20 protein-coding genes are annotated in these 22,645 nt (G+C 73.7%); 7 read left to right on the top strand and 13 right to left on the bottom strand.

Annotated elements, in window-relative coordinates:
* The first annotated feature begins 1 nt into the window (after position 1).
* The 4 genes from AC3CH1_RS21020 to AC3CH1_RS21005 are packed head-to-tail and all read left to right on the top strand — an operon-like array spanning position 2 to position 4,165.
* Complete coding sequence (locus tag AC3CH1_RS21020) at positions 2 to 1,093, top strand: ABC transporter permease (RefSeq protein WP_488464313.1); 1,092 nt, start codon at positions 2 to 4, stop codon at positions 1,091 to 1,093.
* Positions 1,090 to 2,064: an ABC transporter permease gene (locus tag AC3CH1_RS21015; RefSeq protein WP_329160202.1), complete on the top strand. Its 975-nt coding sequence runs from the start codon at positions 1,090 to 1,092 to the stop codon at positions 2,062 to 2,064. The genes AC3CH1_RS21020 and AC3CH1_RS21015 overlap by 4 nt, the downstream gene beginning before the upstream one ends.
* Positions 2,061 to 3,128, top strand: coding sequence for an ABC transporter ATP-binding protein (locus AC3CH1_RS21010; protein ID WP_488464312.1), 1,068 nt, complete (start codon positions 2,061 to 2,063; stop codon positions 3,126 to 3,128). Before AC3CH1_RS21015 ends, AC3CH1_RS21010 begins: the two co-directional genes overlap by 4 nt.
* Complete coding sequence (locus AC3CH1_RS21005; protein ID WP_488464311.1) at positions 3,125 to 4,165, top strand: oligopeptide/dipeptide ABC transporter ATP-binding protein; 1,041 nt, start codon at positions 3,125 to 3,127, stop codon at positions 4,163 to 4,165. The genes AC3CH1_RS21010 and AC3CH1_RS21005 overlap by 4 nt, the downstream gene beginning before the upstream one ends.
* Positions 4,166 to 4,177: 12 nt before the next feature.
* On the opposite strand, the gene AC3CH1_RS21000 is transcribed toward AC3CH1_RS21005, so the two are convergent.
* The 11 genes from AC3CH1_RS21000 to rimP form a co-directional block, all read right to left on the bottom strand.
* Positions 4,178 to 4,735, bottom strand: coding sequence for a dihydrofolate reductase family protein (locus tag AC3CH1_RS21000; protein WP_488464310.1), 558 nt, complete (start codon positions 4,733 to 4,735; stop codon positions 4,178 to 4,180).
* A 72-nt stretch (positions 4,736 to 4,807) separates the two neighbouring features.
* The gene (locus AC3CH1_RS20995) at positions 4,808 to 5,920 is read right to left on the bottom strand and encodes an XdhC family protein (protein ID WP_488464309.1); all 1,113 of its coding nucleotides are present in this window, start codon (positions 5,918 to 5,920) and stop codon (positions 4,808 to 4,810) included.
* A gap of 129 nt (positions 5,921 to 6,049) precedes the next feature.
* Positions 6,050 to 7,006 carry a bifunctional riboflavin kinase/FAD synthetase gene (locus AC3CH1_RS20990; protein WP_488464308.1) on the bottom strand — a complete coding sequence of 319 codons (957 nt, stop codon included), beginning with the start codon at positions 7,004 to 7,006 and terminating at the stop codon, positions 6,050 to 6,052.
* A 43-nt stretch (positions 7,007 to 7,049) separates the two neighbouring features.
* A complete protein-coding gene (locus AC3CH1_RS20985; RefSeq protein WP_488464307.1) occupies positions 7,050 to 10,595 on the bottom strand; it encodes a trypsin-like peptidase domain-containing protein in 3,546 nt (1,181 codons plus the stop codon).
* Between the two features lie 267 nt (positions 10,596 to 10,862).
* Positions 10,863 to 11,762 (bottom strand): tRNA pseudouridine(55) synthase TruB, encoded by a 900-nt coding sequence (gene truB / locus AC3CH1_RS20980; RefSeq protein ID WP_488464306.1) that lies wholly within the window; start codon positions 11,760 to 11,762, stop codon positions 10,863 to 10,865.
* On the bottom strand, positions 11,759 to 12,247 hold the full coding sequence (rbfA, locus tag AC3CH1_RS20975) for a 30S ribosome-binding factor RbfA (RefSeq protein ID WP_488464305.1): 489 nt from the start codon (positions 12,245 to 12,247) through the stop codon (positions 11,759 to 11,761). Before rbfA ends, truB begins: the two co-directional genes overlap by 4 nt.
* Before the next feature lie 36 nt (positions 12,248 to 12,283).
* Positions 12,284 to 12,577: a DUF503 domain-containing protein gene (locus tag AC3CH1_RS20970; protein WP_030085244.1), complete on the bottom strand. Its 294-nt coding sequence runs from the start codon at positions 12,575 to 12,577 to the stop codon at positions 12,284 to 12,286.
* Positions 12,578 to 12,776: 199 nt separating this feature from the next.
* Entirely contained in the window at positions 12,777 to 15,935 is a 3,159-nt protein-coding gene (gene infB / locus AC3CH1_RS20965; RefSeq protein WP_488464304.1) for a translation initiation factor IF-2, read from the bottom strand.
* Between the two features lie 152 nt (positions 15,936 to 16,087).
* Positions 16,088 to 16,366 (bottom strand): YlxR family protein, encoded by a 279-nt coding sequence (locus AC3CH1_RS20960; protein ID WP_488464303.1) that lies wholly within the window; start codon positions 16,364 to 16,366, stop codon positions 16,088 to 16,090.
* Between the two features lie 113 nt (positions 16,367 to 16,479).
* A complete protein-coding gene (gene nusA / locus AC3CH1_RS20955) occupies positions 16,480 to 17,520 on the bottom strand; it encodes a transcription termination factor NusA (RefSeq protein WP_488464302.1) in 1,041 nt (346 codons plus the stop codon).
* Between the two features lie 2 nt (positions 17,521 to 17,522).
* Positions 17,523 to 18,026: a ribosome maturation factor RimP gene (gene rimP / locus AC3CH1_RS20950; protein WP_215107249.1), complete on the bottom strand. Its 504-nt coding sequence runs from the start codon at positions 18,024 to 18,026 to the stop codon at positions 17,523 to 17,525.
* Between the two features lie 176 nt (positions 18,027 to 18,202).
* Here rimP and AC3CH1_RS20945 point away from each other — a divergent pair, with 176 nt between their 5' ends.
* From AC3CH1_RS20945 to AC3CH1_RS20935, 3 genes are read left to right on the top strand one after another with little or no spacing between them, the layout of a single operon-like run.
* The gene (locus AC3CH1_RS20945) at positions 18,203 to 18,742 is read left to right on the top strand and encodes a hypothetical protein (RefSeq protein WP_488464301.1); all 540 of its coding nucleotides are present in this window, start codon (positions 18,203 to 18,205) and stop codon (positions 18,740 to 18,742) included.
* Positions 18,739 to 19,257 (top strand): ferritin-like domain-containing protein, encoded by a 519-nt coding sequence (locus AC3CH1_RS20940; RefSeq protein WP_488464300.1) that lies wholly within the window; start codon positions 18,739 to 18,741, stop codon positions 19,255 to 19,257. Before AC3CH1_RS20945 ends, AC3CH1_RS20940 begins: the two co-directional genes overlap by 4 nt.
* A 51-nt stretch (positions 19,258 to 19,308) precedes the next feature.
* Positions 19,309 to 20,223: an aminoglycoside phosphotransferase family protein gene (locus tag AC3CH1_RS20935; RefSeq protein WP_488464299.1), complete on the top strand. Its 915-nt coding sequence runs from the start codon at positions 19,309 to 19,311 to the stop codon at positions 20,221 to 20,223.
* A gap of 61 nt (positions 20,224 to 20,284) precedes the next feature.
* On the opposite strand, the gene AC3CH1_RS20930 is transcribed toward AC3CH1_RS20935, so the two are convergent.
* A complete protein-coding gene (locus AC3CH1_RS20930) occupies positions 20,285 to 21,988 on the bottom strand; it encodes a proline--tRNA ligase (protein WP_488464298.1) in 1,704 nt (567 codons plus the stop codon).
* Between the two features lie 69 nt (positions 21,989 to 22,057).
* Positions 22,058 to 22,639, bottom strand: coding sequence for a GNAT family N-acetyltransferase (locus AC3CH1_RS20925; protein WP_488464297.1), 582 nt, complete (start codon positions 22,637 to 22,639; stop codon positions 22,058 to 22,060).
* Positions 22,640 to 22,645: the final 6 nt, after the last annotated feature.

Genomic DNA, 22,645 nt, shown 5'->3' with positions numbered 1-22,645 from the left:
CATGAGCTCAGAAAGCACTCCCGCCCTGCTGAAGGGCGCGGCGGGCGTGGAGAGCACCGAATCCGGCGGCCCGGCTCCGGCCGGGCCGTCGGCCCGCTCCCCGCGCTCCCGCTCCACCGCCGCCTACGCCCGCTACGCGGCGGGCAAGCTCGCAGGGGCGGCCGTCTCCCTCTTCGCCGTCCTCGTCACCAGCTTCTTCCTCTTCCGGCTGATCCCCGGCGACCCGGTCAAGCAGATGACCGGCGGCCGCCAGGTGTCGACCGAGCAGATCGCGGCGATGCGCCGCGAGTTCGGCCTCGACCTGCCGCTGTGGGAGCAGTTCACGCAGTACTGCGGCAAGGCGCTGACCGGCGACTTCGGTACGTCGTACCAGTTCCGCGCGCCGGTCGTCGACAAGATCGCCGAGGCGCTGCCCGCCACCCTGCTGCTGACCGGCACCGCCTTCGTGATCTACACGCTGCTCGGCATCTGGCTGGGCGCCCGCTCCGCGTGGCGCAACGGCAGTGCCGGGGACCGCGCCAACACGGCGTTCGCGCTGACGCTGTACTCGGTGCCCTCGTTCTGGCTCGGCCTGCTCCTCATCATCACCCTGTCGGTGGGCATCGGCCCGATCCCCGGGCTCTTCCCGACCGGCGGTATGGAGTCCGGCGACACCGAGGGCTTCGCCCGGGTGCTGGACATCGCCCACCACATGGTGCTGCCCGTCATCACGCTCGTCGCCGTGGAGTACGCGCGCACCCTGCTGGTGATGCGCTCCTCGCTGCTGGACGAGATGGGCAGCGACTATCTGACGACCGCCCGCGCCAAGGGGCTGCGCGACGACCTCGTCCGCCGGAAGCACGCCGTGCCGAACGCGATGCTGCCGACCATGACGCTGCTCTTCGTGAACCTCGGCACGACGGTCGCCGGGGCGATCCTGGTGGAGACGGTGTTCTCCTGGCCGGGGCTCGGCGGCCTCTTCTACCAGGCGCTGAGCGTGCCCGACCTGCCGTTGGTGCAGGCGCTGTTCTTCGTGTTCGCCGCCGCGGTGATCCTGATGAACACGCTGGCCGATGTGATCTATCCGCTGCTCGATCCCCGGGTGGGCCGATGACGACCTCGACGCAGAAGCCCGAGCCGCTGGAGCCGGAGGCCCCGAAGCCCTCCGCGCAGCCGGAGAAGCCGGTCCCGCCGCCGAGCCCCCGCGCCCTCACCCGGGCCCGGCGGCGGCAGGCGGTGGCCCGCTTCTGGCGGCAGTACCGCACGCACCGCGCCGGTCTCGTCGGGCTCGCCGTGCTGGCGGTGATCGCCCTGCTGGCGCTGACCGCCCCGCTGCTGGTCGGAGCCGACTCGCAGAGCGTGACCAACGCCCCGGGCGGCCCGATGGAGGCGCCGAGCGGTGAGTTCCCGCTCGGGACCGACCAGTTCGGCCGCAGCCTGCTGGCCCTGATGCTCTGGGGCACCCGGGTCTCGCTGACGGTCGGCCTGCTCGCCGCGTTCCTGTCCGTGGCGATCGGCACCCTCATCGGGATCACCGCGGGCCACTTCAAGGGCTGGTACGCCACCGTCATCATGCGGGTCACCGACTGGTTCCTGGTGATGCCGACCCTGGTGCTGGCCATCGCCCTGGCGACCGTCCTGTCCCGGTCGGTGTGGACGACGATCCTGGCGATCGGCGTGACGACCTGGCCGACGACCGCACGCCTGGTCCGCGCCCAGACGCTGTCCGTCGAGTCCCGCCCGTACATCGAACGCTCCCGGGCGCTCGGCGGCGGACACCGCCACATCATGTCCCGTCACGTCCTGCCGAATGTGATGCCGCTGGTGCTGGCCCAGACCACGCTCGTGATCTCCACCGCCATCCTCACCGAGGCGACCCTCGCCTTCCTCGGGCTCAGCGATCCCACGATCGTCTCCTGGGGCGGCCTGCTCCAGGACGCCCGCGAGGCCGGCGCGGTCAGCTCCGGCAACTGGTGGTACCTCGCTCCGCCCGGACTCGCCATCGCCGTGGTCGCCCTCGCCTTCACCCTGTGCGGCCGCGCCATCGAGTCCGTGCTCAACCCCAAGCTGGGGGTGTCCCGTTGACCGCCACGACCACGACCACCACGCCGGGCCCGGACCCGTCCGGCTCGCCCGGCCTGTCGAATCCGGTCGGCGATCCGCCGCTCCTGGAGGTGCGGAACCTGACCGTCACCTACGGGGGCGGGGCCGACGCCGTCCCCGCCGTACGGGGGGTCGATCTGCGGGTCGAGGCCGGGCAGAAGCTCGGCATCGCCGGGGAGTCCGGCTGCGGGAAGTCGACGCTGGCCCTCGCGCTGCTGCGGCTGCTGCCCGCGACCGCCACGCTGAGCGGCGAGATCCTCCTCGACGGCGAGGACGTCCTGACCATGAAGTGGGGGCGGCTGCGGGCGGTCCGCTGGGCGGGCGCGTCGATCGTCTTCCAGGGCGCGATGCACTCGCTGAACGCCGTGCACCGGGTCGGGGACCAGATCGCCGAGCCGATCCTGCTCCACAGCAGGGCCACCCCCGCCGCCGCCCGCAAGCGGGCCGGTGAGCTGCTGGAGCAGGTGGGGCTGCCCGCCGCCCGGGCCCAGGCCTATCCGCACGAGCTGTCGGGCGGTCAGCGGCAGCGCGTGATGATCGCCATGGCGCTGGCCTGCGATCCGCGGCTGATCGTCGCGGACGAGCCGACCACCGCCCTCGACGTGATGATCCAGGCGCAGATCCTGCGGCTGATCGAGGCGCTCGTCGCGGACCAGGGCGTCGGGCTGATCATGATCAGCCACGACCTCGCGGTGCTCGCCGACACCTGTGACCGGCTCTCGGTGATGTACGCGGGCCGGGTCGTCGAGGAGGGCCCCGCCCGGCAGGTGTACACGGACGCCCGCCACCCGTACGGCAAGGCGCTCTCCGCCGCGTTCCCGAGGATCGGGGACCTCTCCTCCCGGCACGCCCCGCGCGGTCTGCCGGGAGATCCGCCGGACCCCTCGGCCCTCCCCGGCGGCTGCACCTTCCATCCCCGCTGCCCGGTGGCGCTCGACTCCTGCGCCACCGAGGACCAGGAGCTGCGGGAGGCCGGGGCCGAGCGCCGGGCCGCCTGCGTCCTGGTGGACGCGCCCGCCGCCGACGACGCGAGGAGCACGACATGAGCACCACCCCTGCGACCGGTGCCACGCCCCCCGTGGTCGCCGCTCCCCTGCTCAGCGCCGAGACGCTCAAGGTCGCTTTTCCCGGCCGGCGCGGGGCCGCCACCGCCCGCGCCGTCGACGGCGTCGACCTCGACATCCGGCCCGGCGAGATCGTCGCGCTGGTGGGCGAGTCCGGCTGCGGCAAGACGACGCTGGCCCGGTCCCTGCTCGGCCTGGTCCCGCCCACGTCGGGCCGGGTCACCTTCGGCGGCGCACCGCTCGACTACTCGGGCCGGGCGCTCAAGGCGTACCGAAAGCGCGTGCAGCTGGTCCTCCAGGACCCCAGCGGCTCGCTCAACCCCCGGCACACGGTGTACGACGCGGTGGCCGAGGGGCTGCGCATCCACGGGTACGCCGGGGACGAGCGGGCCGCCGTCGCCGGGGCCCTGTCCCGGGCCGGGCTGCGACCACCCGAGCGGTTCTTCCTGCGCTTCCCGCACGAGCTGTCGGGCGGTCAGCGCCAACGCGTCGTGATCGCGGGGGCCCTGGTGCTGGAGCCGGAGCTGATCGTGGCCGACGAGCCGGTGGCGTCGCTGGACGCGTCGGTACGGGGCGAGATCCTGGCGCTGCTGCTGCGCCTGCGGGACGAGCTGGGGCTCTCGGCGCTGGTGGTCACCCACGACCTGGGGCTCGCCTGGAACATCGCGGACCGGGTGGCGGTGATGTATCTGGGCCGGATCGTCGAGACGGGCCCGGTCGAGCAGCTGCTGACGGCCCCCCGGCATCCGTACACGCGGGCCCTGTTGTCCGTGCTCCCGGAGGCGGAGGGCGAACCGGTCGTGCTGGCCGGGGAGCCGCCGGACCCCTCGAAGGTGCCCGGCGGCTGCCGGTTCCACGTCCGCTGCCAGGTCCTGGCCTCGGGCGAGGCGGAGCGGGCGGGCGTGGCGGAGGCGTGCCGCACGGTGGATCTTCCGGTGCTGAGCGGCGGCGGGGGCGTCCAGGTGGCGTGCCACTGGGCGGCGGAGTGCGGCGGGGAGGACCGGGGCGGGCCCGCCTGAGGCAGGCGCTGTTCAGCGGGTCCGGTAGCGGGCGTAGATCAGTCCACTGGCGAAGGCGCGCTCCTCGACCAGTTCGAGGTCGAGGCGCACGCCGTCGGGGAAGAACCGCTTGCCACCGCCGACCACGCTCGTGGTGACGAAGAGGTGGTACTCGTCCACCAGGCCCGCCGCGATGGCCTGGGCGGCGAGGTTCGGGCCGTCGACGGTGAGGTCGTGCTCGGCTTCGGCCTTGAGCCGGCGCACCGCGCCCGGGTCGAAGCTCCGCTCGATCCTGGTCCTCGCGCCGGCCACCTCGTCGAGCGTCGTGGAGTACACGACCTTCTCCGCGGCCTGCCAGTCACGGGCGTACTGGAGGATGTGCGGCGGCTGGTCGGGCTCGGTGTGCGCGGTCTCCCAGTAGACCATCGTCTCGTACATCCGCCGGCCGTAGAGGTACGTGCCGACGGGGCGGAAGAGGTCGCCGACGAAGGTGTGCACCTCCGGATCCTCGGCCCCGGCGCCGAGGCCGCCCTCCGCCGCCTCGGCGTAGCCGTCGAGCGAGGTGAACATGGAGTAGATGAGCTTGCCCACGGGATTCCTCCGGCTACGAGTGCCTCGGTCTGCGGATGCCTACGGGGTGATGACCTCGGGACGGCCCGGAACTCATCGGTGCCGGTGGATCGCGCCCGTCAGTTCGCCGAGCGGGCGGCCTGTGCCGCCCCAGCGGTGCTGGATGATCTCGGCGGCGATCGAGACCGCCGTCTCCTCCGGCGTACGGGCTCCGAGGTCGAGGCCCACGGGTGAGGCGAGGCGCGCGAGGCAGGTCTCGTCCACTCCGGCCGCGCGCAGGCGGGCCAGCCGGTCGTGGTGGGTGCGGCGGCTGCCCATCACCCCGATGTACGGGGCGGGCGTGCGCAGGGCCGCGACGAGCAGGGGCACGTCGAATTTGGGGTCGTGGGTAAGCACGCAGATCGCGGTGCGGGCGTCGACCTCGGTGGACTCCAGGTAGGTGTGCGGCCAGGCGCGGACGACCTCGTCCGCCGTGGGGAAGCGTTCCCGGGTGGCGAAGGCGGGGCGGGCGTCGCAGACGGTGACCCGGTAGCCGAGGAACGAGCCGATGCGGGCGGTGGCCGCCGCGTGGTCGATCGCGCCGAAGACGAGCATGCGGGGCGGCGGGGCGTACGTCCGGACGAAGACGGCGACCTCCTGCATCCGGCGCCGGCCGTGCGCCCCGTACCACTGGATCGCGGTGTGTCCCTGGGCCAGCAGCCCCCGGGCGTCGTCGGTGACGGCGGCGTCCAGCCCTTCGGAACCGAGAGTGCCGGGGCTGCCGGGGGTGTCGGCGGGCCGGACGACCAGGCGGGCCCCGGTCTCCGCCGCGCCGGACAGGACCGTGGCCTCGGCCACCGGCAGATCGGCGGCGATCAGGTCCAGCACGGCCGCGAGGTCCTGGCGTTCGGCGGCGGTCGCACAGGCGCGCACCAGGACCTCGATCGTGCCGCCGCAGGTCAGGCCGGTACCGAACGCCTCGTCGTCGCTGATCCCGTACGACACGACGCGCGTCCCGGCCCCGGCGAGCACCTCGCGGGCGACCTCGTACACATCGCTTTCGACACAGCCTCCGGAGACGCTGCCGACCACCGTCCCCGCCGCGTCGACGGCCAGCACGGCGCCGGGGTCACGGGGCGCGCTGCCGTGCACGGCGACGACGGTCGCCAGGGCGAAGGGGATGCCGTCGGCGCACCGGGCACGGAGGTCGGGCAGGATGTCGCGCACCCTGTCAGCATCCGCCGTCTGCGGGCAGAGCGCACGGTGGGGGTGGGGCCTGTCGTCACCTTCCCGTCGTCGCCCGAAGCGCGGCCGGGCGACGCCCGGCAGACGGGAAGGTGACGACAGGCCCCAACGTCAGTGGGTGCCGTCGTACGCGGCGGTCAGCTCGCCGGCGCGCTTCACGTCGGCGGCCATGGCGACCAGGAGGTCGTCGATCGAGGCGAACTTCAGCATGCCCCGGACGTACGCGAGGAAGTCGACGGCCACGTGCAGCCCGTACAGGTCCAGGTCGACGCGGCCGATGGCGTACGCCTCGACGGTCCGCTCCGTGCCGTCGAACTGCGGGTTCGTGCCGACCGAGATCGCGGCGGGCATCGACTCCCCGTCCACCTCCAGCCAGCCGGCGTACACGCCGTCGGCGGGGATCGCCGTGTGCGGGAGGGTCTCGACGTTGGCCGTCGGGAAGCCCAGCTCCCGGCCGCGCTGCGCGCCGCGCACCACGATGCCCTCGACCCGGTGCGGGCGGCCGAGGATCTCGGCGGCCCCGGCGACGTCGCCCTCGGCGATCAGCCGCCGGGTGAGCGTGGAGGAGAACGGCTGTCCGTCGCCCGCCTCGCCCGTGACGTACAGGTCGATGACCTCGACGGTGTAGTCGTAGGTGGCGCCCAGCTCGGTCAGGAGCGCGACGTTCCCCGCGGCCTTGTGGCCGAAGCGGAAGTTGGGGCCCTCGATGACGGCCTTGGCGTGCAGCCGGTCGACGAGGACCTTCGCGATGAAGTCGGCGGGCGACAGCTTGGAGAACTCGGCGGTGAACGGCAGGATCAGCAGGGCGTCCACGCCCAGCTCGGCCATCAGCTCGGCGCGGCGGTGGTGCGGGGCGAGCAGCGGCGGGTGGCTGCCGGGGCGGACGACCTCGCTGGGGTGCGGGTCGAAGGTGACGACGACGGACGGGACGCCCAGCTCACGGGCGCGCTCGACGGCCCGGCCGATGATCAACTGGTGTCCGCGGTGCACGCCGTCGTAGGAGCCGATGGTGACGACGCTGCGCCCCCAGTCCTGGGGGATGTCCTCCAAGCCACGCCAGCGCTGCACTGTGACCGCTCCTCGCCCGAACCTGTGTACGTGTGTATGTCGATTACGCAGGTCTAAGACTGCCATGCGCACGACCCGCGGCCTGCATCGGCATCGGCATCGACGGGCGTGAGGTCTCCAACGCCTCGACCGTGCGCCGGGCGCTCGGCCCCACGACCGCCGCCCACTCCTGCGGGGCGTCGGCCAGCCAGCGGGTGACGAGTGCGGCGAATCCGGGCACGTCGCGGGCGAGCTCGACCAGCCCCCGGTCGAAGCGGGCGGCGCCCTCGGGGGTGCGGACCAACAGCATCCCGGTGCGGTGGACGAGTGCGCGCGTACGGATCTCCGGGCGGCGCTGCGAGCCCTCGGCGGCGGCCCGGAGCAGGGCGTCCAGCACGTCCGGGTCCCGGCCGGTGACCTGCTCGAACTCCAGCAGGACCTCCAGCAGCTCCGCCCGCAGCGGCCGGGACTCGGCGCTTCCGGCCCCGGCGAGGACCCGGGCGAGCGCGGCCCGGACCGGCGGCGGTGCGGGGCGGTCCCGCAGCAGCCCGGTCACCAGGGGCAGGAGGAGGGCCCGGGCGGCCGGACCGTGCTCCAGGCGGAGGTCGACGTACTCGGCTGCGTGCGTGCCGTCCTCGGGGTGGGCGTCAACGTACTCCCGTACGAGTCCGGCGACGTGCAGCGCGAGCGCGGGCGTGTCGAGCCCGGCCAGCGCCCGCAGCACCGCTCCCCCGCCGTCCCCGGGGCGGGCGAGGCGGGCGCGGAGGGCGGCGAGGACCGGCTCCTGGTGGTCCGGGAACACCTCGGCGAGCAGCTCGACGGGCAGCCGGGGGTCTCCGGCGGCGAACGCGCGCAGCGCCCCTGGGAGGTGGGTTCTCCTGGCCACCGGGTCGCGGACGAGGAGCGTGAGGGCGGCGGCGTGCAGGGCGGCGTCCTCGGGGCGGTCCAGCAGCACGAGGGCGGCGGAGCGCAGCAGGGCCCGGTCGCCCTCGGAGGTGACCCGCTGCTGGAGGAGTCCGCCGTAGCGGGCGGCGGCGGAGCGGCGGGCCGGGCGGTCCTCGTCGCGGGCCCAGCGCTCCACGGCCCGGCAGAGCACGGTGGGCTCGTCCTCGGCCAGGGCCAGCAGCAGCTCCCCGGCCCGCTGGTGCGGGGTGGCGATCAGCGCGTCGGTCAGTTCGTCGGGGGCGAGGGCGCGGCGGGCGTACAGCAGGGCCTGCGCGGCGGCGGCGACCGTGGGGCGCGGCGGGACGTCCGGCGCGTCGGGGCCCACGAGCAGGGGGCGTTCGTCGGTGAACCAGCGGCACAGCAGCGGCTGCACGGTCGGGGCGTCCAGGGCGAGGCGGCGGGCGACCGCGTCCAGATAGCGTTCGTCGCCGTCGGTGCGGGGCAGCCCGTCGGCGGGCACGAGGCGGCGGAGCAGATCGATCCGGTCCTCCTCGGGCAGCCTCAGCCGCCGCCAGAACCAGGGCCCGAACTCCCCGTACGCCCCGAGGTCCCCGGGGCCTTCGGGGGCGGCGGAGCGGCGGGGGATGCGTCCGGCGAGGACCCGCAGGACGCCGAGATAGGGGCGGGCGTCGGGCACGCGCAGCAGGCTGCCGTTCAGCAGGTGGGCCGCCCACCAGGCGGCGTCCTCGTCGCGCGGGCCCGTGTCGGTCCACAGCCGGTCCAGCGCCTCGATCAGGTCGGCCATCCGGTGCGCGAGCGCGGCGGTGCCCTGACGGCGGCCGAGGAGCACCATCGCCTGGATCACCGGTCCGATGCGGTGCCGGGGCACGGGCAGGCTGCGGGGCTCGCCGGCGGTGCGGGGGTGCGGCACCCGGTCCGGCCCGCCGCTCCCCCGGTGCCAGCGGTGCACCAGGGAGCGCAGGGCCGCGTCCAGGTCGAGGTGGGCGCCCTGCACCCAGTCGCCGAGCTCCTCGTGGGCGAAGCGGTAGCCCGCACCGGCGGGGACCAGGAGGCCCTCGGTCAGGACGGCGGAGGCCCAGCCGGTGCGCCAGGGGAAGATCTCCTCGAACGCCGTCCGGTCCAGCTCGCCCTGGCCGGGCCCCAGACAGCGGCGGGCCGCCTCGTGGACCTGGCCCGCCACGCGCGCGGCGAGGCGGCGCACGGCGGCGCCGCGGGGCTGTTCGTCGGCGGCGGCCGCGATCCGGACCGCGACGCGCACGCACAGCAGGTCGAGATGGGCGCCGAAGACGTCCTCGGTGTCGGGGCGGCCCGGCACCCCTGGCGGCAGCGCGGCGCGGACCTCGGCGAGGAGTCGCAGGGTGAGCGGGTGCCGGTCGTGGCCGGGGGCGAGGGCGGCGGGCGGGATGCCGTAGGCCTCCTTGGCCCGCTCGGCCTGCTCGGGGGTGAGGTCGCCCAGGCGCAGGGCGGGCGGCAGCCTGCGGGCGGGGCGGTCCGGACGGTGCAGGGCGCCTGGAGGGTAGAGGGCGCCGGCGGTCTCCCAGTGCTCGGGGCGGCAGGCCACGACGAGCCGGACGCCCTGCTCGCGCAGCCAGGCGGCGGTGTCCGCCGTCCAGCCGGCGAGCCGGTGGGCCAGCAGCGGCTCCATCTCCTCGGGGCCGTCGAGGACCACCAGGAGCGGCTGCCCGGCGTCGGCGGCGAGCCGGGCGACGCGCTCCGGGGTGGCCGTGCTCATGTCGCCGCGGGCGCCCGCCGCGGCGACGATCCGGGCGGCGCGGACGAGGGCCCGGCTCGCGGCGTCCGCGATCGAGGTGTCCTCGGCCAGCAGGTCCGCGCCGCGCAGCCAGAGCGTGGGGGCGGGCGAGCCGCCGTCTGCGCGGCGGGCGGCGAGGGCGGCCAGCTCGGTGGTGCGGCCGGTGCCGGGCGCTCCGACGAGGCCGAGGACCAGGCCCGTACCCGCGGCGAAGGCGGCGAGCTCGGCGTGGACGTCGGCGCGCTCGACGGGGGCGGTGCGGGCTCGCGGGCCGTCCGCCGAGCCGACGGAGGTGGCGGTGAGCTGGAGGGCCCCGGCGAGGTTGAGATCGGGGCCGTAGGCGGGGGCGGCGGTGGCGTTGCGGCGCAGCAGGGCGTCCAGCGCCCCGTCCCGGGTGATCGGGAGGGCCAGGCCGGCCGCCTCGTGCGGGGCGGTCAGGGCGGTGCAGAGGATGCCGACGACGGCGCCGGTGGCCGGGTCGGTGACGGGCCCGCCGATGGCCGCGCCCCCGGAGCGCAGGGCATCGCGGCCGTCGGTGCCCAGAGCGAGCTCCAGGGCGGCCGGGACCGGGTGGCCGATGCCGTCCGGCGCGGTGTAGGTGGCGGGGGTGGTGCCGAGCACCCGGGCCTCGCGCCGTCCGTGGGCGGCGATGTCCACGTAGCCGCCGGGCTCGGCGCGGTCGCGTCCGGCGATGGGCAGGGGTTCCGCGTCGAGGGCCTCGGGGCCGCCGGTGCGCAGGAGGGCGAGGCCCAGGGCGGGCAGGGCGGTGATGGCATCGGGGGCGACGGTGCAGGTGCGGCCGTCGGTGCCGTGGAGGAGGAGCGGGCCCGGGGAGGTCACTGCCTGATGGGCGGTGACGACCGTGCCGCGGTCGTCCGCGACGAATCCCGTCCCTCGCGGCCGGCCGGCCTGATCACAGATTCTTACCAGTTTCGACCGGTCCCCACTGCCCATGGTGCGACGTTAGGCCGCCGGTGATCTCCTGGAGCGCGCGGACGGGGAAAGCGCCCCCCACGCCCCCGGGATTCACTCCGAGCGCCCGTCCAATGGGGTGAATAAGCGTGTCCCTCGGAGAGCAGGAATGGTGCCGGGGAGGGGAACGTGGAGCGGGCACCGGGTTGGGGGGGTGGGTGCCCGCTCCACGCATGACCCGCAGAAGCACGGGGCGACCCGGACGCGGGGTGCGGCCGGACGCGGGGTGCGCCAAGCACAGGGTGCGGCTCAGGCGAAGACGGCAAGGCTCTTGGCCTTGCCCTTCTCCTCCTCGACGAGCACGAGGAACGCGCCGTCGGGCCCGAAGACCGCGACCGGCCCCGGCGGATGGGCGGGCATGTCCAGCCGTACGCCGTTGAGGAGCAGCTTGGCGCGCTTCTCGTCCACGTCCCAGCGGGAGAACGCGGAGGCCGCCGCCTCGGCGACCGGCATCACGGTCAGCTCCTCCTGATGCTGGTCGAGCGTCCGGGCCGCGTCCAGTCCGTACGGACCGACCCGGGTACGGCGCAGCGCGGTCAGGTGCCCGCCGACGCCGAGTCCGGCGCCGAGGTCGCGGGCGATGGCGCGGATGTAGGTCCCCGAGGAGCAGACGACGGAGACGACCAGGTCGAGGACGGGGGTGCCGTCCTCGGCGACGGCCTCACGGACGTCGTAGACGCGGAAGGAGGAGACGGTCACCGGGCGTGCCGGGATCTCGAACTCCTCGCCGCCGCGCACCCGTGCGTAGGACCGCTTGCCGTCGATCTTGATGGCGCTGACCTTGGACGGGACCTGCATGATCCGGCCGGTGAGTGCGGCCACCCCGGCGTCGATGGCCTCGCGGCGCACGCCGGAGGCGTCGGTGGACGAGGTGATCTCGCCCTCGGCGTCGTCGGTGACGGTGTCCTGGCCGAGCCGGATCGTACCGAGGTACTCCTTCTCGGTCAGGGCGAGGTGGCCCAGCAGCTTGGTGGCCCGCTGGACCCCGAGCACGAGGACTCCGGTCGCCATCGGGTCCAGCGTGCCCGCGTGGCCGACCCGCCGGGTGCGGGCGATGCCGCGCATCTTGGCGACGACGTCGTGCGAAGTGAAGCCGGACGGCTTGTCGACGATGACAAGGCCGTCCGGCGTGGTGGTCTGCTCGGTCATGCGGAGGCCGGGCCCTCGTTCTTCTCGGAGGATCCGTCGGTCCCGCTCTCGGTCTCGTCGTCCTCGTCCTCGGGCTTGCGGTACGGGTCGGCGTCGCCGGCGTAATTCGCGCCCGTGGACACCTGGCGCACCTCCGCGTCCTTGGCCCGCGCCTTGTCGAGGAGGTCCTCGATGGTGCGGGCGTTGTCCGGGAGGGCGTCCGGGACGAAGGCCAGGCTCGGCGTGAACCTGACCCCGGTCTGCCGGCCGACCTCGGTACGGAGGACGCCCTTGGCGCTCTCCAGCGCGGCGGCGGAGGCCGCGCGCTCCTCGTCGTCGCCGTAGACCGTGTAGAAGACCGTGGCCTCCCGCAGGTCGCCGGTGACCCGGGCGTCCGTGATCGTCACGAATCCCAGCCGCGGATCCTTGATTCGCCGGTCCAGGGTCTCCGCGACCACGACCTGGATGCGATCGGCCAGCTTGCGGGCCCGCGCGTTGTCGGTCACCGGTCCGTCACTCTTCCTTCTGATTTCGCTCGACTGTCAGTCTTCGTCACTGTGCAGCCGCCGTCTCACCGACAGCAGCTCCACCTCGGGGCGTCCCGCGACCAGCCTTTCGCAGCGGTCCAGCACGTCCGTGAGGTGTCCGGTGTCACCGGAGACCACGGCAAGGCCGATCTCGGCCCTGCGGTGGAGATTCTGTCCGCCGGTCTCGGCCACGCTCACCGCGTACTTGCGCTGGAGCTCGGCGACGATCGGGCGGACGACGGAACGCTTCTCCTTCAACGACCGTACGTCGCCGAGGAGCAGATCGAAGGACAGGGTCCCCACATACATGTGTGTCCGGATGTCCCGCCGGTTCGGGTTCGTGCCCCGCCAGAGCTTGCCGGGGACATCAGAACCGTACCGGAACGGCCGGAGCCGATCGACGGAAATACGACCCGTCGACCGGCCCCGACCTTGGTGGAGGGGGGCCGGGAGCGAACTCCCGGACCCCTTCCGCGTCCCTGCGGATCCTCGCGGACCCGAGAGGTGATCAGCCTCGCGGCTTCTCGCGCATCTCGTACGTCGCGATGACGTCGTCGATCTTGATGTCGTTGAAGTTTCCGAGGTTGATACCGCCCTCGAAGCCTTCGCGGATCTCGGTGACGTCGTCCTTGAAGCGGCGCAGACCGGAGATGTTGAGGCTCTCCGCGATGACCTTGCCATCGCGCAGCAGGCGCGCCTTGGTGTTGCGCTTGACCTCGCCGGAGCGGACCAGCACACCGGCGATGTTGCCCAGCTTGGACGAGCGGAAGATCTCGCGGATCTCCGCCGTGCCGAGCTCGACCTCTTCGTACTCCGGCTTGAGCAGACCCTTGAGGGCCGCTTCGATCTCTTCGATCGCCTGGTAGATGACCGAGTAGTACCGGACGTCCACGCCTTCGCGCTCGGCCATCTGCTCGGCACGCCCTGCGGCGCGCACGTTGAAGCCGATCACGATGGCGTCGGAGCCGGTCGCCAGGTTGATGTCCGACTCGGTGACCGCACCCACACCGCGGTGCAGGATCCGGATGTCGACCTCTTCGCCGACGTCGAGCTGGAGCAGCGAGGACTCGAGAGCCTCCACCGAACCGGACGCGTCGCCCTTGATGATGAGGTTGAGTTCCTGGACCAGACCGGCCTTGAGCGCCTCGTCCAGGTTCTCCAGGGAGAACCGGACGCCCTTGCGGGCGAAGTTGGCGTTGCGCTCACGGGCGGCACGCTTCTCGGCGATCTGACGGGCCGTACGGTCCTCGTCGACCACCAGGAGGTTGTCGCCGGCGCCCGGGACGTTGGTGAGACCGAGCACCAGGACGGGGGTCGAGGGACCCGCTTCCTGGACGTTCTGACCGCTGTCGTCGAGCATGGCGCGGACTCGGCCGTAGGCGTCGCCCACGACCACCGTGTCACCGATGCGCAGCGTTCCGCGCTGGACCAGGACGGTCGAGACGGCACCGCGACCGCGGTCGAGGTGGGACTCGATCGCAATACCCTGCGCGTCCTGCTCCGGGTTGGCCCGCAGGTCGAGCGAGGCGTCGGCGGTGAGGACGACGGCCTCCAGGAGCGCCTCGATGTTGAGGCCCTGCTTGGCGGAGATGTCGACGAACATGGTGTCGCCGCCGTACTCCTCGGCCACCAGACCGAACTCGGTGAGCTGACCGCGCACCTTGGTCGGGTCGGCGCCCTCGACGTCGATCTTGTTGACCGCGACCACGATCGGCACCTCGGCCGCCTTGGCGTGGTTCAGCGCCTCGATCGTCTGGGGCATCACACCGTCGTTGGCCGCCACCACGAGGATCGCGATGTCGGTCGACTTCGCACCACGAGCACGCATGGCGGTGAACGCCTCGTGACCCGGGGTGTCGATGAAGGTGATCTTGCGGTCCTCGCCGTTGACCTCGGAGGAGACCTGGTACGCACCGATGTGCTGCGTGATGCCGCCGGCCTCGCCCGCGACGACGTTCGTCTTGCGGATCGCGTCCAGCAGTCGGGTCTTGCCGTGGTCGACGTGACCCATGACGGTCACGACCGGCGGACGCGAGACCAGAGCCTCTTCGCCGCCCTCGTCCTCGCCGAACTCGATGTCGAAGGACTCGAGCAGCTCGCGGTCCTCCTCCTCGGGGCTGACGATCTCCAGGACGTAGTTCATCTCCTCGGCGAGAAGCCGGAGCGTCTCGTCGGAAACGGACTGCGTGGCGGTGACCATCTCGCCGAGGTTCATCATCACGGCGACGAGCGACGCCGGGTTGGCGTTGATCTTCTCCGCGAAGTCGGTGAGCGAGGCGCCGCGCGACAGCCGGACGGGCTGTCCGTTGCCGCGAGGCAGCATGACGCCGCCGACCGACGGGGCCTGCATGGCCTCGTACTCCTGGCGCCTCTGCCGCTTCGACTTACGGCCACGACGCGCCGGACCGCCGGGACGGCCGAACGCACCCTGTGTGCCACCGCGGGCACCGGGGCCACCGGGACGGCCACCGAAGCCGGGACGACCGCCGAAGCCGCCGCCGCCACCGGGACGACCGGCACCGCCGCCGCCACCGGGACCGGCCGGACGGCCGGCGAAGCCGCCGCCACCGCCGCCGCCGGGACGACCGGCGAAGCCGCCGCCGCCACCGGGACGACCGCCGCCGCCACCGGCACCGCCGGGACGACCGCCACCGCCGCCGGGACCACGGCCACCGCCGGGGCCACCGCCGGGACGCGGGCCCGCTGCGGGACGCTGCGGCATCATGCCCGGGTTCGGGCGGTTACCGGCGGGGCCGCCGCCGGGACGCGGAGCCTGCGGGCGGGGCATGCCGCCCGGAGAGGGACGGGCACCGCCCTGACCCTGACCGCCCTGGGGGCGCGGGGCGCCGCCGGGGCCACTGCCCTGGGGACGCGGGGCGCCGGGGCGCTCCGAGCCGCCACCGGGGCGCGGGGCGCCACCCGGACGGGGCGCGCCGGGGCGCGCCATGCCGGTGGAACCGCCGGAGGTGAAGGGGTTGTTGCCCGGACGGGGACCGGCCGGACGGGTGCCGCCGGGGCGCGGGGCGCCCTGGCCCGCGGGACGTGCGGGGCGGTCTCCGCCACGCTCGCCACCACGGCCGCCGTCGCGCTGGCCACCGTCACGGCCGCCGTCGCGCTGGCCGCCGTCACGCTGACCGCCGGCCGGAGCCGGACGGGCGGGTGCGGGACGGGGGCCGGGGGTGGCACCCGCGGGACGCGGGGCCTGGGGCTGCTGCGGGGCAGCCGGCTGAGCCGGAGCCGGAGCCGAGAACTCGGCGGCCGGGACCGGGGTCACCGGGGCCGCCTTCGGCGCGGGCTTCGGACCCGGACGGGGTCCCGCCGACGGCGCGGAGGGCGCCGCCGGGGTGCTGCTGGGGGTCTCGGCCTCGGCGGCCGGCTTGGGAGCCGGTGCGCCGGGCTTCGGGGCCCCGGGACGTGCCGCAGCTGCCGGGGAGGGCGCTGCGGGCTTCACGGGCGCCGCCTTGCGGGGCGCACCGGGCTTGGCAGCGGACTTGCCGGCGTTGCCGCCGGGTCCCTGCAGTGCGTCGGTCAACTTACGTACAACCGGCGCCTCGATCGTCGAGGACGCCGAACGGACGAATTCACCGAGTTCTTGGAGCTTGGCCATGACGACCTTGCTCTCGACGCCGAACTCCTTGGCGAGTTCGTATACCCGGACCTTAGCCACTTCGCTCCTTTTAGGTCCGGGTTACCGCCGGACCGTCGCTACTTCATGGGCGTACTCATCGCGTACTCATCGAGTGCTGCTCATCGCAATCTCGACCTACTTCCAACTCGCGAGGTACCTGACCGCACGGGGACCCGTGCCGTTCACTTTTCTTACGGTGCAACCCGCTCGACGAACCGCGTCAGTGCCGCGGTGTCGAACGGCCCCTTGGCCCTGAAGGCCCGGGAGAACGCCCGGCGGCGGACCGCCAGGTCGAGGCAGACGGAGACGGGGTGCACATAAGCACCCCGGCCGGGCAGCGTACCGCGTGGATCAGGGGCGCAGGCGCCCTCGTCCACCACGATGCGCAGCAGCTCGCTCTTGGCCGCTCGCTCCCGGCATCCCACACAGGTTCGTTCGGGGCAAGCGCGAGCTTGCGTCCGGCCAGACACGTTTAAGTCTACCTCCCCGTACCGACCTCGCCGCTTGGGGGCAAAAATCGAACGGATGTTGTCGTGATCTCAGCGGCGTACTGCCCAGATCTATTCCCTGGAGCCCCTCCGGGTCAACGCTTTTCCGAGCGCTCCCGGGCCCGGTCGGCCCGCTCGCGGTCGGCGTTCTCGCGCTCCTCGTCCGTCTCGGTGTCCGGACGGATGTCGATGCGCCAGCCGGTGAGGCGGGCGGCGAGGCGGGCGTTCTGGCCCTCCTTGCCGATCGCCAGCGACAGCTGGTAGTCCGGCACGGTGACGCGGGCGGAGCGGGCGCCGAGGTCGACGACCTCGACCTTGCTCACCCGGGCGGGCGACAGGGCGTTGGCGACCATCTCGGCCGGGTCGTCGGCCCAGTCCACGATGTCGATCTTCTCGCCGTGCAGCTCGGCCATGACATTACGCACACGGCTGCCCATCGGGCCGATGCAGGCGCCCTTGGGGTTCAGGCCGGCCCGGGTGGAGCGCACGGCGATCTTGGTGCGGTGGCCGGCCTCGCGGGCGATGGCCTCGATGACCACCGATCCGTCCGCGATCTCCGGCACCTCCAGCGCGAAGAGCTTCTTCACCAGGTTCGGGTGGGTGCGCGAGAGCGTCACCGACGGACCGCGGACGCCCTTGGCGACCCGTACGACATACGTACGAAGGCGCAGGCCGTGCACGTACTCCTCGCCCGGGACCTGCTCCTGGACCGGCAGCATGGCTTCCATCTTGCCGATGTCGACCAGGACGTTCTTGGGGTCCTTGCCCTGCTGGACGACGCCCGTGACGACATCGCCCTCGTGGCCCGCGTACTCCCCGAAGGTGCGGTCGTCCTCGGCGTCGCGCAGCCGCTGCAGGATGACCTGCTTGGCGGTGGTCGCGGCGATCCGCCCGAAGCCGGACGGGGTGTCGTCGAACTCCTTGGGCTCCTGGCCCTCTTCGAGGTCGGCCGGGTCCTCCTTGGCCCACACCGTGACGTGGCCGTTCGCATCGAGCTCCACGCGGGCCCGGCGATGGCTGCCGTCGGTGCGGTGGTACGCGATGAGGAGGGCCGACTCGATCGCCCCGACGAGCACGTCGAAGGGGATCTCCTTGTCCTGCGCCAAGCCCTTCAGAAGCTTCACATCGATGTCCACGGCTACGCCTCCTCTTCCTTCTTGTCCTTGCGGTTGAATTCGATCTCCACGCGCGCCTTGGCGATCTCGTCGAAGGCGAGGCGGCGGGCGGTGGGCTTGCGGCCCTTGACGCCGGGCACTTCGAGGTCGAGCCCGTCCTCGTCCACGGCGAGGATGCGGGCGACCAGCTCACCGGAGCCGTCGCCGGCCAGGTGGAACCTGGCCAGCCGGCCGATGGCGCGTACGTAGTGGCGGTGCTCGGTCAGCGGGCGGTCCGCACCGGGGGAGCTGACTTCGAGGACGTACTCGCCCTCGCCCATCGCGTCGGTCTCGTCCAGCTTCTCGGAGATCGCGCGGCTCAGCTCCGCACAGGCGTCCAGCTCCACGCCCTCCTCGGAGTCCACGATGATCCGGAGCACTCCTCGGCGGCCGGCCCGGGACACCTCGATCTCCTCGAGGTCCAGCTGCTGCGCGCTGACGAGCGGTTCCAGCAACCCGCGCAGCCTCTCGCTCTGGGTGGTGCTCATCCGGGTGACTCCTCGGCCGCGTGTGCTGTTGTGGGGATCGTCGTGCGTCAGGTCAAAGGGTATCCGGTCGCCAGGGGTGTTGCCGTCCGCCCGCCGCTCGGCCGCGGGTACGCTCGCCTGCGGTGATCACATCAGGACAGATCCTGTCAGGATCGGTCCCGGCCCGAAGGAGAAACGTGCGGCGCACGGGGACGACGCGCAGGGGGGCGCTCACCGCTACGGGAGCCCTCGCCCTGGGTGCGGTGCTGACCGGCTGCGGGGGCGGCGACGAGGCGGCGGACGGCGGGGAGCCCGCGCACTCCGGCGCGCGGGCCGCCGCCGCGAGGACCGGGAGGACCGTGCGCGAGAAGGCGGTGCGCGACGGCGCCCTCCTGCTCGCCCGGTACGACCTGGTGGCCGAGGCGCATCCGGCGACGGCCGCGGGCCTGGCGCCCCTGCGGGCCGCCGTGCGGGAGCACGGGAAGGCACTGGCGCCGCCGCGCGCCAAGGGCTCCCCCAAGGCCGACGCCCCTCCGGCCGCGCCAGGACCGGTGTCCGCCGACCCGAGGGCCGCGGTGCGGGAGCTGGCCGCCGACGAGCGGCGCCGGGCCGACGCGTACGCGCAGGCCCTCCTGGACGTCGAGCCGGAGCTGGCCCGGCTGCTGGCCTCGGTGGCGGCGGCCGCGGCGGCACACGCGTATCTGCTGACCGAACTGGCCGAGGAGACAGCCGCATGAGCACCCGATCCGCCCGGCCGTCCGAGGAGGACGCCGACTCCCCCGAGCTGACCGCCGTCCAGGCGGCCCTGGCCGCCGAGCACGCCGCGGTGTACGGCTACGGGCTGCTGGGCGGCCGCCTCGACGGGAAGCGGGGCGACACGGCCCGCGCGGCGTACGACGGGCACCGGGCCCGCCGGGACGCCCTGGGCCGCACCGTACGGGACCTGGGCGGGAGGCCGGTGGCCTCGGACGCCGCGTACGCTCTGCCGTTCGCCGTCGCGGACTCCTCGTCGGCGGTACGGCTGGCCGCGGTGCTGGAGGACCGGATCGCGGGCGCCTACGCCGATCTCGTACGGGCCACCGAGGGCGCTCGCCGCGAGGAGGCCGCGGGCGCGCTGCGGGAGGCCGCGGTGCGGTCGGCCCGTTGGCGGGGCGGCAACGTAGCCTTTCCGGGGCTCGCGGAGCGGGCCGCCGGTGCGGATCCGGCCGCGACGGGACCGGTGGAGGCCGCCGGCGCGGACGGCGCGCGCTGATCACGGAGAACGCGCGCTGATGCGTAGAACCGGAAAGGGAACACACGACGTATGGGTTGCGAACCGCCGCAGCGCCTGGTGCGCGCGCTCGGTGAGATGTACGGGGACGCCGCGGCGGCCGACTGGCTGGACGCGCTTCCCGCGCTGACCGAGCAGGCGCTCACCGCCGGGGGCGGCCTCACCGTGGAGCGGGTGGCCGCCCCCGGCGGGCGCAGCTCCCTGGTGGTTCTGGTGCGGCGGGCCGACGGGACCCAGGCAGCGCTGAAGATCGCCCCGCCGGTCGCCGGTCCCGGTCTTGAGCGGGCGGCGCTGGAGCACTGGAACGGGTGGGGCGCGGTGAAGCCGCTGGACGCGCCGGAGCTCGACGCGTCCGGTGCGCTGCTGCTGGAGCGGCTGCACCACGAGGTGTCGCTGCGCTCTCTGCCGGAGGCCAAGGCGCTGCTGGAGGCGGCGGGCACGTTGCGGCGGCTGTGGGTGGAGCCGCCGGCGGGGCACGCCTTCGAGAGCGTGGCCGGGCGGACCGGTCGGCAGAGCGCCGCGATGCGGGCGGCCGCCGAGGCCGATCCGGAGCTGGCGCCGCTGGTGGACGCGGCGCTCGCGGCGCGGGCGGAGCTGGTCGAGGGCTCACCCGAACTCCTGCTGCTGCACGGCAACTTCCGGCAGAGCAAGGTGTTCTCCGGGGAGCGGGCGCCGTGGCTCACGGTGGGTCCGGAGCCGCTGGTGGGCGAGCGCGCCTACGACCTGGCGCGGCTGGTGCGGGACCGGGTGGAGGATCTGATCGCCTCGCCCGGCGGCCCGGTGACGGCCCGGCGAAGGGTCAAGAGGCTCGCGGAGTCGCTGGAGGTGGAGCAGGCGCGGCTGCACGGCTGGACGCTGTTCCGGGCGGTCGAGTCGGGCACCCGCGCACTGGCCGAGGGGCGGCGGCAGATGGGCGAGGTCAACCTGGAGTTCGCGGGCTGGCTGTAGCCGCGTGACGTACGGCGAGGGCCCCCGCGCGATCCCGCGCGGGGGCCTTCGCAGCCGCTGATCAGGCCAGGTCGGCCGTCAGGCGGGCGATCGCCTCGTCGACGGTCAGCTCCTCGCGCTCGCCGGTGCGGCGGTCCTTGAGCTCCAGGACGCCGTCGGCGGAGCGGCGGCCCGCGACCAGGATCTTGGGCACGCCGATCAGCTCGGAGTCGGTGAACTTCACGCCGGGCGAGACGCCGGGGCGGTCGTCGACCAGGACGCGCAGGCCCGCCGCGTTGAGCTTCTCCGAGACGTCGAGGGCCAGCTCCGTCTGGAGGGCCTTGCCGGCGGCGACGACGTGGACGTCGGCCGGGGCGATCTCGCGGGGCCAGCACAGGCCCTTGTCGTCGGCGGTCTGCTCGGTGAGGGCGGCCACGGCGCGGGAGACGCCGATGCCGTACGAGCCCATGGTGACCCGGACGGGCTTGCCCTGCTGGCCGAGGACGTCGAGCTGGAAGGTGTCGGCGTACTTGCGGCCGAGCTGGAAGATGTGGCCGATCTCGATGGCGCGGTCCAGGGTGAGGCCTGTGCCGCACTGGGGGCAGGGGTCGCCCTCCTCGACCACGACGGCGTCGAGGTACTGGTCGACCTCGAAGTCGCGGCCCGCGACGACGTTCCTCGCGTGCTTGCCGTCCTGGTTGGCGCCGGTGACCCAGGAGGTGCCGGGGGCGACGCGGGGGTCGGCGAGGTAGCGGACCTTCTCCAGGCCCTGGGGGCCGACGTAGCCGCGTACGAGGTCGTCGCGGCCGACGAAGTCCTCGGCGGTGACCAGCTCGACGACGGCGGGGGCCAGGTGCTCGCCGAGCTTGCCGAGGTCGACCTCGCGGTGGCCGGGGACGCCGACGGCCACGATCTCGCCGTCCACCTTGACCAGCAGGTTCTTCAGGGTGGCGGAGGCGGGGACGCCGAGGTGCGCGGCGAGCGTCTCGATGGTCGGGGTGTCGGGGGTGTCCAGCTCCTCGATGGCGCCGTGCGCCGAGCCGTCGACCGGGGCGAGGGCGAAGGTCACGGCCTCGGTGTTGGCGGCGTAGTCGCAGTTGGGGCAGTCGGCGAAGGTGTCCTCACCGGCGGCGGCGGGGGCGAGGAACTCCTCGGAGGCCGAGCCGCCCATCGCGCCGGAGACGGCGGAGACGATGCGGTGGTCGAGGCCCAGGCGCTCGAAGATCTTGATGTACGCGGCCCGGTGCAGGGCGTAGGAGTGCGCGAGGCCCTCGTCGGTGGTGTCGAAGCTGTACGAGTCCTTCATCTGGAACTCGCGGCCGCGGAGCACGCCGGAGCGGGGGCGGGCCTCGTCGCGGTACTTCGTCTGGATCTGGTAGAGCATCACCGGCAGGTCCTTGTAGGACGTGCACTGGTCCTTGACGGTCTGGGTGAAGATCTCCTCGTGGGTGGGGCCGAGGAGGTAGTCGCCGCCCTTGCGGTCCTTGAGGCGGAAGAGCAGGTCGCCGTACTCCTCCCAGCGGCCGGACGCCTCGTAGGGCTCCTTGGGCAGCAGGGCGGGCAGCAGGACTTCCTGCGCGCCGATGGCGTCCATCTCCTCGCGGACCACGTTCGAGATGTTGTCCAGGACCTTCTTGCCGAGCGGCAGCCAGGACCAGATGCCGGCCGCGTTGCGGCGGACGTACCCGGCGCGGACCAGCAGCTTGTGGCTGAGCGTCTCGGCGTCCGCCGGGTCGTCGCGCAGTGTCTTGACCATCAATCGGGACATGCGCTGGACCTGGGCCATGATGAACTCCTGCTCGCAAGGGTGGTGGGCCCGAGGTTAGCCGGGCGGTGCGGGCTGGCGGAAATCCATTCAGGCCCCGGGCCTCGCGCGCAGCAGCGGCAGGGACGCGCCCATGACCGCGTAGGGCTGCTGGGCGCTCGGGAAGACGACCTGGCGGGCCAGATCGCGGTAGCCCAGCGAGCGGTACAGGGTGCGGGCCGGGCCGTCCTTGTCGATCGCCGAGAGGATCGACCGGGGGTGGCCGACGGCGTCGGTGATGGCGGTGATCAGGGTGCGGCCGATGCCGCGCCGCTGGTGGTCCGGGTGGACGTGGAGTTCGGTGATGACGAAGGAGTCCTCCAGCCAGCCGTCGGAGCCGGTGGCCCGCAGATAGGGCTCGACGACGGTGGACCACCACTGGGCGCGGTCGTTGGGCAGCCCGTAGACGAAGCCGACGAGCCGTCCGTCGGGGGTGGTGGCGCCGAGTGCGCGGGCGTGGGGGTGTTCCAGGTGCCTGAGGACGATGTGGCGGCGTACGTCGATCTCGTCCTGGCTCAGTCCGAAGGCGGCCGCCTGGACGCGCAGGGCTTCGTCGACGCGGGCGGCCAGGTCGAGGGGGCCGATCTCGGCGTCGGGTGCCGCGGGGCCTTCTTGGGGGACTGCTGCTGCCATGCGGGA

It is taken from the genome of Streptomyces sp. MGP-P1 (assembly GCF_057766565.1).
The sequence above is the reverse complement of the archived record's forward strand: the minus strand, read 5'-3'. Positions and strand labels throughout refer to the sequence as shown.

What these genes read in the sequence shown, in the direction of transcription:
- AC3CH1_RS21020 (WP_488464313.1), top strand. Translation starts at nt 2, where the DNA reads ATGAGCTCAGAAAGCACTCCCGCCCTGCTGAAGGGCGCGGCGGGCGTG.
- AC3CH1_RS21015 (WP_329160202.1), top strand. Translation starts at nt 1,090, where the DNA reads ATGACGACCTCGACGCAGAAGCCCGAGCCGCTGGAGCCGGAGGCCCCG.
- AC3CH1_RS21005 (WP_488464311.1), top strand. Translation starts at nt 3,125, where the DNA reads ATGAGCACCACCCCTGCGACCGGTGCCACGCCCCCCGTGGTCGCCGCT.
- AC3CH1_RS20985 (WP_488464307.1), bottom strand. Translation starts at nt 10,595, where the DNA reads ATGGGCAGTGGGGACCGGTCGAAACTGGTAAGAATCTGTGATCAGGCC.
- truB (WP_488464306.1), bottom strand. Translation starts at nt 11,762, where the DNA reads ATGACCGAGCAGACCACCACGCCGGACGGCCTTGTCATCGTCGACAAG.
- AC3CH1_RS20970 (WP_030085244.1), bottom strand. Translation starts at nt 12,577, where the DNA reads ATGTATGTGGGGACCCTGTCCTTCGATCTGCTCCTCGGCGACGTACGG.
- rimP (WP_215107249.1), bottom strand. Translation starts at nt 18,026, where the DNA reads ATGAGCACCACCCAGAGCGAGAGGCTGCGCGGGTTGCTGGAACCGCTC.
- AC3CH1_RS20940 (WP_488464300.1), top strand. Translation starts at nt 18,739, where the DNA reads ATGAGCACCCGATCCGCCCGGCCGTCCGAGGAGGACGCCGACTCCCCC.
- AC3CH1_RS20935 (WP_488464299.1), top strand. Translation starts at nt 19,309, where the DNA reads ATGGGTTGCGAACCGCCGCAGCGCCTGGTGCGCGCGCTCGGTGAGATG.
- AC3CH1_RS20930 (WP_488464298.1), bottom strand. Translation starts at nt 21,988, where the DNA reads ATGGCCCAGGTCCAGCGCATGTCCCGATTGATGGTCAAGACACTGCGC.
- AC3CH1_RS20925 (WP_488464297.1), bottom strand. Translation starts at nt 22,639, where the DNA reads ATGGCAGCAGCAGTCCCCCAAGAAGGCCCCGCGGCACCCGACGCCGAG.